At 52.9% G+C, this 15,721-nt stretch carries 13 protein-coding genes, 2 tRNA genes, 1 other RNA gene and 1 pseudogene; 11 read left to right on the forward strand and 6 right to left on the reverse strand.

Translation table 11 applies throughout. The annotated features are described in order from the left end of the window. Positions 1-61: 61 nt before the first annotated feature. A non-coding RNA gene (locus AFK62_RS20980) (RtT sRNA) lies at positions 62-202 on the reverse strand. Between the two features lie 48 nt (positions 203-250). Continuing rightward, a tRNA-Ser gene (locus AFK62_RS07410) sits at positions 251-338 on the reverse strand. A gap of 246 nt (positions 339-584) precedes the next feature. Between AFK62_RS07410 and AFK62_RS07415 the strand changes: the two genes are divergently transcribed. Next, positions 585-2,909: an FdhF/YdeP family oxidoreductase gene (locus AFK62_RS07415; RefSeq protein WP_032984698.1), complete on the forward strand. Its 2,325-nt coding sequence runs from the start codon at positions 585-587 to the stop codon at positions 2,907-2,909. A 324-nt stretch (positions 2,910-3,233) separates the two neighbouring features. Here the strand turns inward: AFK62_RS07415 and AFK62_RS07420 are convergent. Next, a tRNA-Ser gene (locus AFK62_RS07420) sits at positions 3,234-3,321 on the reverse strand. Positions 3,322-3,880: 559 nt separating this feature from the next. Between AFK62_RS07420 and AFK62_RS07425 the strand changes: the two genes are divergently transcribed. The 6 genes and pseudogenes from AFK62_RS07425 to AFK62_RS07450 all read left to right on the forward strand — a co-directional run. Next, the gene (locus tag AFK62_RS07425; protein ID WP_053531818.1) at positions 3,881-4,414 is read left to right on the forward strand and encodes a fimbrial protein; all 534 of its coding nucleotides are present in this window, start codon (positions 3,881-3,883) and stop codon (positions 4,412-4,414) included. 77 nt (positions 4,415-4,491) lie between these two features. Next, the gene (locus AFK62_RS07430) at positions 4,492-5,181 is read left to right on the forward strand and encodes a fimbrial biogenesis chaperone (RefSeq protein ID WP_032984035.1); all 690 of its coding nucleotides are present in this window, start codon (positions 4,492-4,494) and stop codon (positions 5,179-5,181) included. A 113-nt stretch (positions 5,182-5,294) separates the two neighbouring features. Next, entirely contained in the window at positions 5,295-7,751 is a 2,457-nt protein-coding gene (locus AFK62_RS07435) for a fimbria/pilus outer membrane usher protein (RefSeq protein ID WP_082363114.1), read from the forward strand. Positions 7,752-7,766: 15 nt separating this feature from the next. Continuing rightward, positions 7,767-8,795 (forward strand): fimbrial protein, encoded by a 1,029-nt coding sequence (locus AFK62_RS07440; RefSeq protein ID WP_081590322.1) that lies wholly within the window; start codon positions 7,767-7,769, stop codon positions 8,793-8,795. 84 nt (positions 8,796-8,879) lie between these two features. Then, positions 8,880-9,821 (forward strand): glyoxylate/hydroxypyruvate reductase GhrA, encoded by a 942-nt coding sequence (ghrA, locus tag AFK62_RS07445; RefSeq protein ID WP_053531820.1) that lies wholly within the window; start codon positions 8,880-8,882, stop codon positions 9,819-9,821. Positions 9,822-9,907: 86 nt separating this feature from the next. Beyond that, a pseudogene (locus AFK62_RS07450) lies at positions 9,908-10,318 on the forward strand (PHP domain-containing protein); the annotation flags it as partial. Between the two features lie 75 nt (positions 10,319-10,393). Here AFK62_RS07450 and AFK62_RS07455 read toward each other — a convergent pair. From AFK62_RS07455 to AFK62_RS07465, 3 genes are all read right to left on the reverse strand, one after another. After that, on the reverse strand, positions 10,394-10,582 hold the full coding sequence (locus tag AFK62_RS07455; RefSeq protein WP_032984034.1) for a hypothetical protein: 189 nt from the start codon (positions 10,580-10,582) through the stop codon (positions 10,394-10,396). A 77-nt stretch (positions 10,583-10,659) separates the two neighbouring features. Further along, positions 10,660-11,679 carry a major capsid protein gene (locus AFK62_RS07460; protein WP_007666100.1) on the reverse strand — a complete coding sequence of 340 codons (1,020 nt, stop codon included), beginning with the start codon at positions 11,677-11,679 and terminating at the stop codon, positions 10,660-10,662. A 12-nt stretch (positions 11,680-11,691) separates the two neighbouring features. Beyond that, on the reverse strand, positions 11,692-12,063 hold the full coding sequence (locus AFK62_RS07465; RefSeq protein WP_007666099.1) for a hypothetical protein: 372 nt from the start codon (positions 12,061-12,063) through the stop codon (positions 11,692-11,694). A gap of 2,080 nt (positions 12,064-14,143) precedes the next feature. Here AFK62_RS07465 and AFK62_RS07470 point away from each other — a divergent pair. From AFK62_RS07470 to AFK62_RS07485, 4 genes are read left to right on the forward strand one after another with little or no spacing between them, the layout of a single operon-like run. Beyond that, positions 14,144-14,569, forward strand: coding sequence for a hypothetical protein (locus AFK62_RS07470; RefSeq protein WP_007666098.1), 426 nt, complete (start codon positions 14,144-14,146; stop codon positions 14,567-14,569). Positions 14,570-14,598: 29 nt separating this feature from the next. Beyond that, a complete protein-coding gene (locus tag AFK62_RS07475) occupies positions 14,599-14,850 on the forward strand; it encodes a hypothetical protein (RefSeq protein WP_032984033.1) in 252 nt (83 codons plus the stop codon). Next, positions 14,847-15,035, forward strand: a complete 189-nt coding sequence (locus AFK62_RS07480) for a hypothetical protein (protein WP_007666096.1) — start codon at positions 14,847-14,849, stop codon at positions 15,033-15,035. The genes AFK62_RS07475 and AFK62_RS07480 overlap by 4 nt, the downstream gene beginning before the upstream one ends. Then, positions 15,013-15,675, forward strand: coding sequence for a helix-turn-helix domain-containing protein (locus AFK62_RS07485; RefSeq protein ID WP_032984032.1), 663 nt, complete (start codon positions 15,013-15,015; stop codon positions 15,673-15,675). The genes AFK62_RS07480 and AFK62_RS07485 overlap by 23 nt, the downstream gene beginning before the upstream one ends. The last annotated feature ends 46 nt before the right edge of the window (positions 15,676-15,721 follow it).

The raw sequence follows: 15,721 nt of genomic DNA on the forward strand, positions 1-15,721 counted from the left end.
GTGCGGCGAGATATAAATGCAAAAAAAGCCCGTACTTGCGTACAGGCTCTTTCTTTAAATATGGCGGTGAGGGAGGGATAGATTCGGCCCTTTGGGTCTCCCCCTTCGGGCGGCATGCCCGCAAGCGGCCCTGCCGTCCAGGCGGTAAACCGCCTGTCGAACCCTGGTCGAGGATTCTCATCCCTCCCCGGTGCGGCGAGATATAAATGCAAAAAAGCCCGTACTTGCGTACAGGCTCTTTCTTTAAATATGGCGGTGAGGGAGGGATTCGAACCCTCGATACGTTGCCGTATACACACTTTCCAGGCGTGCTCCTTCAGCCACTCGGACACCTCACCATATTGTCTTGCTACCACGCTTAGCGGGGCAACGGGGCGCTACTATAGGGATCTGCATGAAAACGGTCAAGCAGATTTTTTTCTTTCTTATTCGTTCGATTAAGGGTTAAACGAAAAGCCCTTTTCGCCGCCTGCACCCGTCAGAAGGGCGGCGCGCACGACCGGACAAATCCGGGTCTGCTTCGCGAATTCCATTTTCTGTACCAGACTTAAAACACAACAATGAGACAGACAATGTGGAGCATTATGAAAGAGCGAAATCGCACTATTGGCATCGCGCCTTATGGCGGTTCGGCCGGCGGCTGGGGGGCACTGAAGGCCGTTGCCGATGCCATCCGCGGCCAGATGTCAGTGAAGCAGGACGTGATTGCCCTGTTCAAAGTCAATCAGCCGCAGGGGTTTGACTGCCCGGGCTGCGCCTGGCCTGATCCACAGCACGCCTCGTCGTTCGAGTTCTGTGAAAACGGCGCGAAAGCGGTCTCCTGGGAGGCGACCAGCAAGCGCACCACGCCCGAATTTTTCGCCGCCCACACGGTGAGCGAACTGTGGGAGCGTAACGCCTTTGAACTGGAAGGCGAGGGACGGCTGACGCACCCTATGAAATATGACGCGGCGAGCGATACCTATCAGCCAATTGAATGGGACACCGCGTTTCGGGAAATCGGCGAGCGCCTGCGCAGCTATGACGATCCTGATTGCGTCGAATTTTACACCTCAGGTCGCGCCTCGAACGAAGCGGCCTTCCTGTGGCAGCTTTTCGCACGCGAATACGGCACAAATAACTTCCCGGATTGTTCCAATATGTGCCACGAGCCGACCAGCGTCGGGCTTCCTGAGTCTATCGGCGTCGGGAAGGGAACGGTTGAGCTGGACGATTTCGACCACTGCGATCTGGTGCTCTGCATCGGTCATAATCCCGGTACGAATCATCCGCGTATGCTCGGCACGCTGCGAGAAGTCTCGAAACGCGGCGCGACCATCGTTGCCATTAATCCGCTGCGTGAACGCGGCCTTGAGCGGTTTACCTCGCCCCAAAGCCCGATTGAAATGCTGTCGCTGAGTTCTACCGCGCTTGCCTCGACATACTATAAAGTGCGGGTGGGCGGTGATTCGGCGATGCTCAAGGGCGTAATGAAAATCCTGCTTTCCATGCATGAAGAGGCGCTGGCAAACGGCGAACCTGGCGTGCTTGACGAGACGTTTATTCGCGAACATACCGAAGGATTTGAGGCGCTGAAGGCAGATATCGAGGCCACCGACTGGGCGCATATCCTGAAAGTCTCCGGTATGGAGCGCAAAGAGATCCAGAATATTGCCCGTCTTTACGCCAGCGCGGAGCGCACCATTATCTGTTATGGCATGGGCATCACCCAGCACCAGTACGGCACACAGAACGTGCAGCAGATTGCGAATCTGTTATTGCTGCGCGGTAATATCGGCAAAAAAGGGGCCGGTATTTGCCCGCTCCGCGGTCATTCCAATGTGCAGGGTGACCGGACGGTAGGCATTACGGAGATCCCGCCGCAGTCGCTTCTTGATAATCTGGAGCGGGTGTTTGGCTTTACGCCGCCGCAAAAGCACGGGCATGGCGCGGTCGCTGCTATTCAGGCAATGCGCGACGGAAAAGCCAAAGCGCTGCTGTGCCTCGGCGGCAATCTGGCCGAGGCGATTTCTGACCCACAGGTCACCTTCCCGGCGATGCGTAATCTCGATTTAGTGGTGCATATGGCGACCAAGCTGAACCGCTCGCATCTGCTGCTCGGCAAGCATAACTATATTCTGCCGGTGCTGGGCCGCACCGAAATGGATGTGCAGGCCTCAGGCGAACAGAGCATCACCGTTGAGGATTCGATGTCGATGGTGCACGCCTCGCGTGGCATGCTGCAACCGGCCTCGCCGCATCTGCGCTCGGAACCCGCTATCGTGGCGGGGCTTGCGAAGGCGACGCTGCCGAATACGGTGGTCAACTGGGACAAGATGACAGGCGACTACAGCTTTATCCGCGATGCCATTGAAGCGGTATTCCCGGCTTTTGCGGATTTTAACGAGCGGGTTAAACAGCCAGGCGGTTTTCGGTTACGCAACGCCGCTTCCGAGCGCGTCTGGAATACGCCAACGGGGAAGGCGCAGTTTAAGGTGATGCAGGGAATTAATGAGGATCCGCGCTCCCTCACATGCCACGATCTGGTGTTAACCACACTGCGCAGTCATGACCAGTACAATACGACGCTTTATGGTCTGAACGACCGCTACCGCGGCGTAACAGGACGGCGCGACGTCTTGTTTATCAACCCCGATGAGGCGGAGAAACGTGCGTTGCGCGTGGGCGATCAGGTTAACGTGACCGCGCTCGACCCTGACGGCAACCCGACCTCGCGACGGTTGAATAACCTGACTGTCGTGGTTATCGATATGGCGCCCGGCTCGGTCGGCGCGTATTACCCGGAGGCAAATGTGCTGGTGGCGCTCGACAGCCACGATACGCAAAGTGGGGTGCCAGCTTATAAAAGCATTCCGATCATGATGGAACGTGTCGCAGAGCCGGTAGTGATGCCCGGCGCGCGGCGATAGATAACACCTTAAACGACAGGTGTGGCGGCGCTTATCCACCTTGCGCAGAGTAGAGTGGGGAAGCAACGTGTCACTCGCCCTCTTTCTTGGGGCCACGAGATATAAATGCAAAAAAGCCTGAGGGTTAGCTCAGGCTCTTTCTCTGAATATGGCGGTGAGGGAGGGATAGATTCGGCCCTTTGGGCGGCATGCCCGCAAGCGGCCCTGCCGTCCAGGCGGTAAACCGCCTGTCGAACCCTGGTCGAGGATTCTCATCTCTCCCCGGTATGGCGAGATATAAATGCAAAAAAGCCCGTACTTGCGTACAGGCTCTTTCTTTGAATATGGCGGTGAGGGAGGGATTCGAACCCTCGATACGTTGCCGTATACACACTTTCCAGGCGTGCTCCTTCAGCCACTCGGACACCTCACCATATTGTCTTCCCGACGCCGTCGGGACGGGCGCTAATGTAGGGGAAAGGCCCATAGTCGTCAACGTAAATTTAGCGCTTTCTGGAGCGTTTAAACAAACTTCATACAATATGCCTTTAAAATAACCATTCAATCTTGTTAACCGTGTCCGTATCAGGAGTGAAGGTGCGTAGATAAGTGAATCCAGAACATTTACGCACTCTGCCTTATGTGCTTCGTAATAAAACAGCATGAATAAATGACCAGACTGATAATGCATGGGCGTGGAATTAATTTCCAGAATAACAAAAGGATACAAGGTGATATCTATTCGCAGATATATATATTTGCACTGCAAATGTTCGATTCAAAGATACTATAAATACAATATATACGTCCATTGAATGATTTGCTGTAACACCGGTCAGTCAGGCTTTGCTATTGAACGCGAAAAAAGAAATAAAAATTCACTGCGCTAATTGTCAGGCTATTTAAGTGGGGATAATATGCGCGAGCTTTAATTTAGGACGAGTATTTATTCGTTAAATATATATATTGGAATAATCAATCATGGAGAAGATATGAAAAAATATCTTTATTTGATGACGCTCGCTGGCGCGCTTGCAATGAATGCGGCCTCAGCGTTGGCAGCAGATGGCAAAATCAATTTTTCCGGAAAAATCACCGATCAGGCCTGTGAAATTGATGACGATGATAAGATCCTCGACGTGGATATGGGTGTCTATTCAGTAAAACAATTTAACGCGACGGTGGGCGTAAAGACGCCGCCGATCCCGGTGAAAATTAAGCTTAAAAATTGCCCGGTTGTCGAGGCAGGAGACAATCCCCATTTCAGTATCTATCTGACGGGTGATGCTGATCCGGTGAATAAAGATTACCTCAAAGTGGCTGATGGCGGCGCGACGGGGGTTGCGATTGTTATTACCGATGACGAAGGAACGCTGATTCCGATGAATCAGTTCTCCCAGCGCAAGTTTGAGATAACCGATGCGACGATGGATCTCAACCTTATCGCTTATTATGAATCCACCAGTACGACGATTGGTGCAGGCGCGGCCAATGGTACAACGGATATCACTTTTGATTATCGTTAATCGCTTACCCGGTTAACACCTGTTAAGCCGTTAGCATTAGCTAACGGCTTATTATTCCTTTTGGACGTGGGTTGACTATGCGTGCAATAAGAAAATGCATTCTCAGGATGAATATTTTTATCCTGTTGTTGTTTATTTGTCATGCTGCATCCGCTGGCGGCATTGTGGTGGGCGGTACGCGGGTGATTTATGAAGGTAGTAAAAAAGAGGCGGCCCTGGGTATTAAAAACAACAGTGCAACGAGCCCCTTTTTATTGCAATCCTGGGTGGATAATGGTGACGGAAAAACGCGCGGGCCCTTTATGGTTACGCCGCCGCTGTTTCGTATTGAGCCTAATGAAGATCATGAATTACGCATCGCGAAAACAGGCGCTCTGCCTGACGACCGCGAATCGCTATTTTATCTGAATATTCGCGCGATTCCGCCTTCATCACAGGAGGCAATAAATACGCTCAAGCTGGTGGTCAAAACGCGGATTAAGCTCTTTTACCGGCCCCAGGCGCTCATATCTGGCGCGCAAACGGCCTATAAACAGCTCACGTTTCATCTTGCGCAAGGACAACTGGTGGTCGAAAACCCGACACCAGTCTATGTCGTGTTCGATAGTCTGCAGATTGGCGCGACACGTATTCAGAACGCAGACATGTTGGCCCCATTCGCCAGCCTGCGTTTCCCGCTGCCGGCGAGTGAAACCGGGCGAATGGTGAGCTGGCGTGTGATTAATGATTACGGCGGCGTAACCAAACCCGAGACGCGCCAGTTGTGAGCCGCATTGCAAGGAATGCTGTTGTGAAAAAAACGTCCTGTACGACACAGAACCGCCTGCAAGGAGGCGTTTGCCGTCTCGCCGCGACGGTCAGCGCCGCGCTGGCGTTGACCATGAGCGGCCCCCCTCTTGTCATGGCGCAAGAAAAGGTCTGGTTTGACCCCCTGTTAATGGAACAGGGTGATCCTGGGCAACGAGGCGTCGACCTCTCCATTTTTAGTACCAAAGATCAATTGCCGGCGGGCAACTATTCACTACGTATTCGGCTTAACGGTGAGGAACGCTTCACCCGGACAATCCCGCTTACGGTCGATGCGCGGGGACAGACCCAGCCGGTTATTACGCCCGCGCTTTTACAGGAGCTGGACGTAAAAACCGACGCGTACCCGGCGCTTGCGGCACTGTCACCGCTTGCGCCCATTGACGCCATCGGCGCGCTTATTCCGGCAGCCTCGGTGCGACTGGATACCCATAACATGTCGCTTGAAGTCAGTATCCCGCAGGCGGCATTGCGGCATACCGCCCGCGGTTATGTCGACCCTGCGTACTGGGATGATGGCATCCCGGCGCTTTTTAGTAACTACACGCTGAATGGTTCTGAAACGCATAGCGATGTAGGGGCGGGGGACGCCTCTCACTATCTCAATTTACAGAACGGGTTAAATGTCGGGCCGTGGCGCGTACGTAACTATTCGACCTGGAGCAAAGCGGATGACGCGTCGCACTGGGATTCGCTCTATACCTATTTGCAGCGGGATATTAAACCGTGGCGCTCGCAGCTCACGCTCGGGGAAAGCTATTCGCCATCACTGATTTTCGACAGCGTAAAGTTCAAAGGCGCTCAGCTTGCGACTGACGATAACATGCTGCCGGACAGCCTGCGTGGGTTTGCTCCCGTTATTCGAGGCATCGCGAATTCCAATGCTGAGGTGACAGTACGCCAGAACGGCTACATCATTTTCCAGGATACCGTCGCGCCCGGCGCGTTTGAGATAAGCGATCTCTACCCCACCTCGCACAGCGGCGATCTTGACGTCACGATTAAAGAAGCGGATGGCAAAGAGCGGCATTTTATTCAACCCTTTTCCGCCGTACCGATTATGCAGCGGCCAGGGCAGGTAAAATATAGCCTGACGGCAGGGCAATACGATTCGAGCTGGTCGGACGATGCGACACCCGGGTTTGCGCAAGGCACAGTGATTTATGGCCTCAATAACCAGTTAACGCTCTATGGCGGCGCGATGGGGGCAGATACGTATCAGGCGGCGGCGCTTGGGGTCGGCATCGGGCTCAATGAGTGGGGCTCGGTATCAATAGATGTCACGCATGCGCGCAGTCAGCTGCAAAATGACACGACCTCTACAGGCCAGTCCTATCGTTTTCAATATTCCAAAAATATTGAGGTGACGGATACGTCTATCACCCTTGCAGGCTACCGCTATTCCACCAGCGGCTATTTCAATTTTGACGAGGCGAATCATGCGCAATCCTGGTATGACGACCGCTACAGCGGCTATTACCAGCAGCGCAGCCAGTTACAGGTCAGTATTAACCAGTCGCTGAGCGGCGTCGGTTCATTCTACCTGAATGGTTATCAGCGTGATTTCTGGAACCGGTCTGATAAAGAGCAGAACCTCTCCACGGGCCTCGCGTTCTCCGTCTCCGGCGTGACCTGCACGCTCTCCGCCGCGTGGAACAAAACAGACGATCAGACTGACCGGCAAGTCGCGCTGGGCGTCAGTGTTCCGCTGAGCCGCTGGCTAAGCAATAGCTGGGCGACATTTAACGTAAGCCGGGATCAGGATGGCCGCACACGCTATCAAAGCGGGCTCAGCGGCACGCTGATGGATGACGGCAGGCTCAGTTATTCGCTTCAACAAAGCTATAACCACGCGGGCCAGCAGGGCGAGGATGCGACGGACAGCAGCGCCGATCTCAATTATAAATCGCGTTTCGCTAACCTGAGTCTGGGCTATTACCAGTCCGATGATTCGCGCCAGTGGAATTACGGTGCGTCCGGTGCGGTTATTATGCACCCGCATGGCGTCACGCTATCGCAGCCGCTTGGTGATGCGTTCGCACTGGTGGATGCCAACGGCGCCAGCGATATCCGCTTTAAAAACCAGTCCGGCGTCGCGACTGACTGGCTGGGTTTCGCGGTCATTCCCTGGCTTTCTCCGTATGAGCGAAACGAACTGTCGCTGGATACCACCACATTACCCGCAGGCGTCGACGCAGATAACACGCACCTGACGCTTATCCCTAATAAAGGCGCGATGGTGTATGCGCACATCGATGCACGCGAAGGCCATCGACTCTTACTGACGCTGCGCCGGGCGAATAATGAACCGGTGCCGTTTGGCGCACTGGTGACTCTCAATGGTGTCGATGGTTATGAAAGTATTGTCGATGAAGGTGGCATCGCCTATGTGACGGGCGTTAAAGAGAATGGTCAGGCCCTGGTGAAATGGGGCAACCGCGCCGATCAGCGCTGTCAGGCCGCGATTGTTTTACCCGACACGGCGTCAGCGCAAGGCGATCTCCTGCCTCTGACCGCGACATGCCGATAAGGAAGGAACCAAATTATGTTGAAAAGACTATTCAGCGGGTTATTGGTCTGCATGATACTTACCATGCCGCTTTGCCGCGCCGCCACAGGCTTTTGTAATACCACGGGCGGCCCGAAAATATTTAATGTTGATGCCAGTACAACAGTCGCTAACCCTGACGATAACCAGAGCGGAAAAAGCTTTTCGGAGCGGTTTGGCTCATCTGAGAATTACACGGCGCATTGCGACTGCGATGACAGCGATCTTAGTAAAGACCCGCACCCGGGGGCCTATTATAAAAGTGAATATCTGGCGCCAATGACGCAATATGGCGACGCCGCATTTATTCATGTTAATGATGATATTGACCTGTCGGCGGCAATAAACATCGCCAACGTCGGCGATGTGAACGTACCGTTTACCGACATCTGGAATAAAAAAAATAACGGCTGTTCGCTAAATAGTTTTACAACCGGACAGAGCGGCTCGCTGACGTTTCGTATTAATAAACCGTTTCTGGGGCAATCGGTAATCCCACAAATGGCCGTAGCAGCTATTTATGGCACCGTCAGACCCGGCCAGTATGCTACAGAGCCTATGGCGAAAGTCTTTGTACAGGGGACGGTAACCGTGCCGCAAAGCTGCGAGATAAACGCCGGTGAAGTCATTTCCGTTGATTTCGGCACCATTTTCGCCAGCAATTTCACCACGCGCGGTCATAAGCCGGACCAGTTTATTGATAAAAAAACGGTCATTGCGTATGTCTGTAAAAATATCAGCGATGGCGTCACGTTAACGATGACCTTTTCGGGGGCAGCAGCTGACGGGATGCCGGAGGCGCTTGCCACCACCAATCCTGATATCGGTGTACTGATGAAGAACAGCAGCGAGCAAGTGCTCCCGATTAATACGAGCGAACTGCCGATGCCGCTTAATCCGTCGACAGATATTTCACGACGCACCGGGTCGGTCAACCTTTTCACGGCGCCCGTCAATCTCAGCGGTAAAACGCCGCAAAATGGCGCGTTTTCAGGCTCCGCCGCGATTACCGTCAATATTCGCTAAGTCCGTTCGCATTTCTTTTGAAGCCGCCACAAAGGCGGCTGATTTTGTTATGGTTAATGCCAGTGACTTATCAGGAGAAGTGCCGTGGAGATTCTTTTTTACCATCCGACTTTTGATGTCCGGGACTGGGCCCCGCTGCTGCAACGCCATTTGCCCGATGCGCGATTACGCGCCTGGCAGCCCGGCGATGACGAACCTGCGGAGTATGCGCTGGTCTGGCACCCCCCATATGAAATGCTGCGCGGGCGCACCGATCTTAACGCGATTTTTGTCCTCGGTGCGGGCGTTGATTCCCTGCTAAGCCGCCTTGATGCGCACCCGGATCTGCTGCCGGCTGGCGTCCCCCTCTACCGGATGGAAGATACCGGGATGGCGGCGCAGATGCAGGAATACGCCGTAAGCCAGGTGCTGCACTGGTTTCGCCGCTTCGATGACTATGCGAGGCTTCAGCAAGAGGCTTGCTGGCAGCCGCTTGAGGAATATCGCCACGCTGATTTCACTATCGGCGTGCTGGGCGCAGGCGTTCTCGGCGGACAGGTTGCACAACGCCTCAGCGCCTGGGGCTTCCCGGTACGTTGCTGGAGCCGCAGCCGTAAAGCCTATCCCGGCATCGCAAGCTTTGCCGGAGCAGGTGAGTTGCCCGAGTTTTTACAGGGCACCCGCGTACTGATAAACCTGTTGCCTAATACGCCAGATACGGTCGGCATTATTAACGCCAGCCTGTTGGCATCGCTTGCCGATGACGCCTTTGTGATGAATCTGGCGCGCGGCGCGCATCTCGTTGAAGCGGATCTCCTGCTTGCGATTGAGCGCGGTAACGTGAAGGGGGCAATGCTGGATGTGTTTCATAAGGAGCCGCTGCCTTCTGAAAGCCCGCTCTGGCGCCACCCTCGTGTACGCATCACGCCGCATGTGGCTGCGGTCACGCGTCCTGATGAGGCGGCGGCGTTTATCGCACAAAGCATCACGCGGATTGCGCGTGGCGATATGCCGCAAAATCAGGTAGATGTGACGCGGGGTTACTAGCCTTCAGCCGCCTCGCACCCGGCGATTCGGCTAAAAATCGCCGTGGATACCTGTTATCCTTGATGAAAATCACAAAGGAGAGCGCCATGTATCCCGTAGACCTGCATATGCACACCGTCGCCAGCACCCATGCTTACAGTAACCTGCATGATTATATCGCTGCGGCAAAGCAAAAGGGCATCCGGCTTCTGGCCATCACCGATCATGGCCCGGATATGGCGGATGCGCCGCATCACTGGCACTTTATTAATATGCGCATCTGGCCACGGGTCGTTGACGGCGTCGGCATCCTGCGTGGGATCGAAGCGAATATCAAAAATCGCGAAGGCGAGATTGACTGTACCGGCCCGATGCTTGATTCGCTCGATCTTATCGTCGCGGGCTTTCATGAGCCGGTTTTCGCGCCGCAGGATAAAGCGGCAAACACCGAGGCGATGATCGCCGCGATGGCGAGCGGGGCCGTGCATATCATCAGTCATCCCGGTAACCCAAAATATTTTTAGATTCCAATCCCCAGAAACGACAAAAGGCCGACCCGTTAAGGCCAGCCTCTTTAAAATTCAATGTGTTAGTTACTTCTTGTGACGCTGTTTTGCCAGTAGGGCGTTAAGCGCGTATTCAAAGCCGTGCTGCTTCTCCAAACGGCTAAAGATCACGTTACACAGGCCCAAGGCCCTGCACAGTTCTTTACGGTTTACGATCTCCGCCGCGCCAGATACATAGATTTGACCAGCGCCGGGGATATTGATTGAAACTTTCATGTGTTACCCCAGTGTAAAAGTAAAAATGAATATGACCGGAAGAGATAACCCCCAGCCGGAGCCGGGGGAAATGTGCATTACTTCAGCTTGACGTTCAGCGTGTAGTTCGGGCGCAGGTTCAGAGGAATGTGACTAAATTCCTGCTTAATGGTGATCATCCCGTCCTTATCAGTGGTGATCCACTGGTACAGGTCAGACACTACACCTTTAGCGGCAATATTCTGATTACGGGAGCATGGACCCTTAACCAGTTTGAACGGGTTACGGTCAGCGCCGTTAAACTTAGGAACGAACAGGCCGGAACCTTCTTCGATTTCGTAGCGGTCATCGTCCGCCAGAATGAAAGTAATGTTGCCAATGCTGAAGGAGTCATAACCCGCCGTGTTAATCGGGATCAGAGCGCCTTTTGCAGCTTCCGCCACCTTGTTGGTGATCAGGCTGGTTACTTCCGGGTGGCTCGCCAGTGCGTCATACAGATCCGGGGAGCAGAAGACAAAGAAGCGATCCAGATAAGAGCGGCTCGCGCCGTACTCTTTAACCAACATGCGGCGAATTTTCGCAAGCTGTGCATAGACGTTAGCGCCTGCTGATCCGTCCAGGTCGAAACTCAGCGGAGCGGCCCCCATCGCCGCGCGGAAGTCGATATCACCGTCGTCAGTCTTAGAGGCTTTGGCTACCTGTTTGAACAGGGCGCGGGCCAGTGTGCTTTCAACGGTTTCCAGTTTAGCGTCACGCATACGGATCGCTTTCTGTGCAACGATTTCCATTACGGTGGCTTCAACGTTTGGATCTTGTGCAGAGGTAAGGCCCTGCCAATCCGCTGGTTTAACGTCCGCAGTGGTAAGCACGGTTGGGATCTCCTGGTCGCGCAACAGCGGCTTGGAGATCTGAATGGCGTTTGTTTCGGTGCCGTAGCGTGAAACCTGTTCCAGTTCAGAAACTTTAGTTTCCACAATGTCCAGGATCTGGGCGTGTGGATTCTGAGAGATTACCGGGGTAAAAATACCCAGATCAGTGATCAGGTGATTGCCTGCCGGGACATCCTTAATAGCTGTAACGGTGTCCAGCTTTTCAAACTTAGAAATATCAATTGCCATTATGTGATTTCCTTATGCTTTGTAGAAATTGGCGTTGATAGCCAGGCGAACATCACCGGATGCTGTCAGCGCTTCCAGTGCGGCTTTTTTGCTCGCGTCATCTTTGGCGCGTAGGGCAAAATCGGTAATCACGAGGTGTCTGTCACAAATGACTAGGGTTTTGGGCTTGCCATCGGCGGACATATTGGAAAGGTTAATGATCGGCTTGCCAGCGTCAGCGGCGGCGGAGTCGAACAGGGCAAAAGTTTTGCTGTCCAGAATATCCCCACAATAGACATCAGCCGGGAGGCTTGGGGCGGTTACTTCGGTGCGGTCAAACAGGCTGGAGGCGTAGTCTACGATTACGTCACCTTGCGTTACCGGGTAGCGCTCGGAAGTTTTCATAAAGGTTTTCCTTATGGAGGGTTTTAGACGTGGAGAGAGTCCACAGGGTGATCCGGCGTTGCACCGGATATAAGGACCGCCACAGAGGACAATCCGAATTGTTGGAAGATGGGAGGCCGTGGGGTGAATAGAAGAGGGCGGCATCATGCCGCCCTTTCTAATCTGGCTCTCTCTCACCCTCTCAGGGTGGGGGGAGGTGTAAACCTCTTTTTTGTGGTCACTCGCCCGCCAGCGTCACGGGAGCAACCGCCAGCCGTTGGACAAATAACCACAAAAAAGAACCCGGTAGGAGAGACCGGGCTATGCTAATAACTTACTGTTTTATCACTTTTTTCCTGTGTAGCCTCAGAGCCTTACATGATTTGCTTTCATGGTTTAGCAAAGAAGCCACAGAGGAAAACGGACGCCTGAAATACGCCCGAAAACCATCGACGCAAATCAATAGTTTATCGTTGCAACCGGGTAACCACTCCCGGCCCAACTGTGGACCCCGTGGAGGGTCGCTACAATCGAAGGAGACTCGCTTGTATTCTGAAGAGCCGCAGTGAGCGACGCTTTAGAATAAGCCCTGTTGGCGCAAGGCTTATGAGTAGAGGCTTTGAAAAGGAGGTATAACAATTGGCGGAGCTTGAGGAGAGGACCGCACACAAAGCATTCTGGCAAGTGGAGTTGAAAGAACGCTTTGGGTGAGGGCCGGGGCGGGGGAGAAGTCCGCCCGGCTCACTCAGTACAGACCCACAGGGGCTGGCTAAAGCACACGTTAATGAAAGTTCTGTACAGGTGCGGGGTGGTAAGCTGCAAAACGGCGATTTCGACATACTCACCACATCCCACACCATGTATAATATCTTAACACGAATGATTATCATTTGCAATAAAAATTAATTGACAGATTGATTATAGCCCGGTATGAGGCGCGCCGGAGGTGTTTCCACAGGTTGGAGTAGTTAACGAAAATTACAGGAGAGGTCCGGGAAGATGCCCGGGGAGATTCCACAGGGTTGGAGTAATCCCACAGGATGGGATCGACGGCGACACAGAAGCACAGCCACGGCGTTTTAATGGGGTAAGATGATAAATGGCCTTGCCACAGTGGCGGACGCGCTGGAGAGCTTTACAGGAGGTTGTAGAGGGTAGGGGATTATTGATTGATAATTGAACAGGTGAGGGCGTAATTAATTTTTATTGACAGACTATAAAGATCATGTTATTTGCGTGTGCATACGCACTCACGCCCGCGCCTCCGCGCACACCCACACGTCTTAAATAAAAGATTTTTATTATAATCGTTCAATCGGACTTTGACAAGTCCTCTTTCACTCTTAAATAAAAGATCTTTTATATAATATATATCGTTCAATAATTAATCGCTTAGGCTCTTAATTATTTCACTCATATATTATTACCCTTAAAACCTTCTCGGCCTGATCGGCCTTACCAGGTTTTAGGCCGTGGGCCTGTTCCCACAATGTGGAGTCTCGCCTGTGTGGCTCACTCCAGACAGGGACCCCGGAAATATTTTCCGGGCAGGGTGGAAGATTTTTCCGGCCTGTTAGGAAATATTTTCCGACAATAAGACTATATATAAAACTACCCATAAGACTAACACCCAGGGGCCAGGTCAAGATCTTTAAGGGAGTGTTGGGGAAATCGTAGATTGATTGGTAAGAGACTGATCTCTGTTAAGCGTCTTACAGACGCGCCTCTTTGGCAGCGCTCGCACCAGCGAGCAAGACCCCTTTGGAACACCGCACGATGTAAGGTGACCTCTGGGCGGCGGGGTGGGGTCCCCGGCCCGGCATAACGTACAGAACCACAACCCACAGGAACCCACCTAAACGCGCCGCTGTGGCGCTCTCTCCTACGTAGACAAGGAAACACCTTATAAACGCCCTCCGGCGCTCTGAGAGCCTTACAGGGGCTTTCTGTGTCCATAGCACAATAAACAACTGATCGCAAGATAAATCAATAAAGTTATTGCGAATCATTGTCAAATAGTGTAAAATAGATATTGTGATGAGGCAGTTAATCAGGCATGTAAATCCCCATCATACTGTAACCCACCTAACAGGAGAATGCAATGAGTATTTACCTTGATGTTGAAAAAATGGTTGAACGTGTCGATCAGCGTGATCTGACCCGTAAGACCCTGACAGAAACCCGCAGCCGGATGAAAGCCGCCGGACGTATGAGAGAAGTAGAAGCGATTACGCAGGCCCTTGAATTGACCAAATCCAGCGCCTCCGGCGTTATGCGCCAGTCTCAGCGCCTCACAGGGAAAATTACAGAGATGGACGCAGAGAAGGCATTAGAGCTTAAAGCAACCGTTGCGCTGTTCGCTTCCAAGTCTACGGATCTGCAAGCCTCCATTGTACTGGCGTTCCAATCCCTCTTTGAGGCTAAAGGCGTCCCGATGGAATATGACGAAGTGATGGCCTACATCATGTTGAATGCGGCGGATCAGTTTGAGCGTATCACCGGAGAGCTACCCGTAATCGTACATTAATTTTTAACTTACTTTTTGGAGAGGAAACAATGAGCAAATATCAGCCTTATGTTGATTTGAGTGATTCCCCTGTGTTGTCAGCGTATGCACAACAGACGATCAACCAGTTGGACCCGACTCTGTATAGCGACATTTACGAAATGTTGACGCAGGTTAGCCCCTCCCAAATGGTGACGATTGGCAACCCGGCGATCACCGCCCCGGCGCACTGGTGGGGCGATTGGTTCGGCCTCAACCTCACCGCTGAAGACATCGCAGAATTAAAGGAGATTTGCCTGTGAGTAAAAATAAAGAGTTGGGGATCAGCTTCGATCCCTATGTGATGGAGCAGCTTTTCGCGTTGGCCTCCACCCGTGAACATGGCAGCGTTCACACCATTGTTAAGAAAGCCGTTAGCCAGTACCTGAAAACCGTTAATTCCACCTCTGTTAAGGATTCCCAAAATGACAGCAGCCGCAGTAAGTAAGCCGTTTACCGCAATCCCGCATGACCTTGCGGACATTGAACAGATCAGCGGCAAGGCGTTTACCATGAACATGGTTTACACCTACAGCCTGATCAAAGGTTACCAGGACAATGGGCAAACGGCCTATTTCTCACAAGATCTTTTAGCCCGTCGCCTGGGGGCCACAGATCGAACCGTCCGCAACCTGTTGCGCGATATGTTGGAGATGGGTCTGATTAACAAGACCGGGCAGATCGGCGGCAAGACCTGCCATTACACAGTTAACCCGATCACCCCGGAAATGGTGGGAACCCCTGAAGCCGCCAAACCTGAAGTAACCAAACCAACCGCAGCACCCCAACCGAAGGAGACCGTAGAGAATGCAGGAAGTAACCAGCCTGGAATTGTTAAGTGTGGATCTGAAAGTGTACATAGAAGCCGCCCGGCGTCGCCTGGAGCTTCTCCTGTGGACCACAGCGGGGGCGCTGTTCGTCCCGCTCCTGTCCCTGTGCCAGTAGAGCAGGGGGCCGCAAACGATGATTTACGCAACCCTGTTATTAATTTTGTGGCTGGCTCTAATGTGATGATGGTCAACGGCTTGCCTGTTGAATATCTGGAGCCAGAAGAAAGCGCCGTTGATCAGTTTGGTGATGCTTTCTAAAAGCCTGCAATTAATTTCCCACCAATAACACTCTACACCAAACCCC

The sequence above is a fragment of the Cronobacter condimenti 1330 genome (assembly GCF_001277255.1).
Classification (GTDB): Bacteria; Pseudomonadota; Gammaproteobacteria; order Enterobacterales; family Enterobacteriaceae; genus Cronobacter; species Cronobacter condimenti.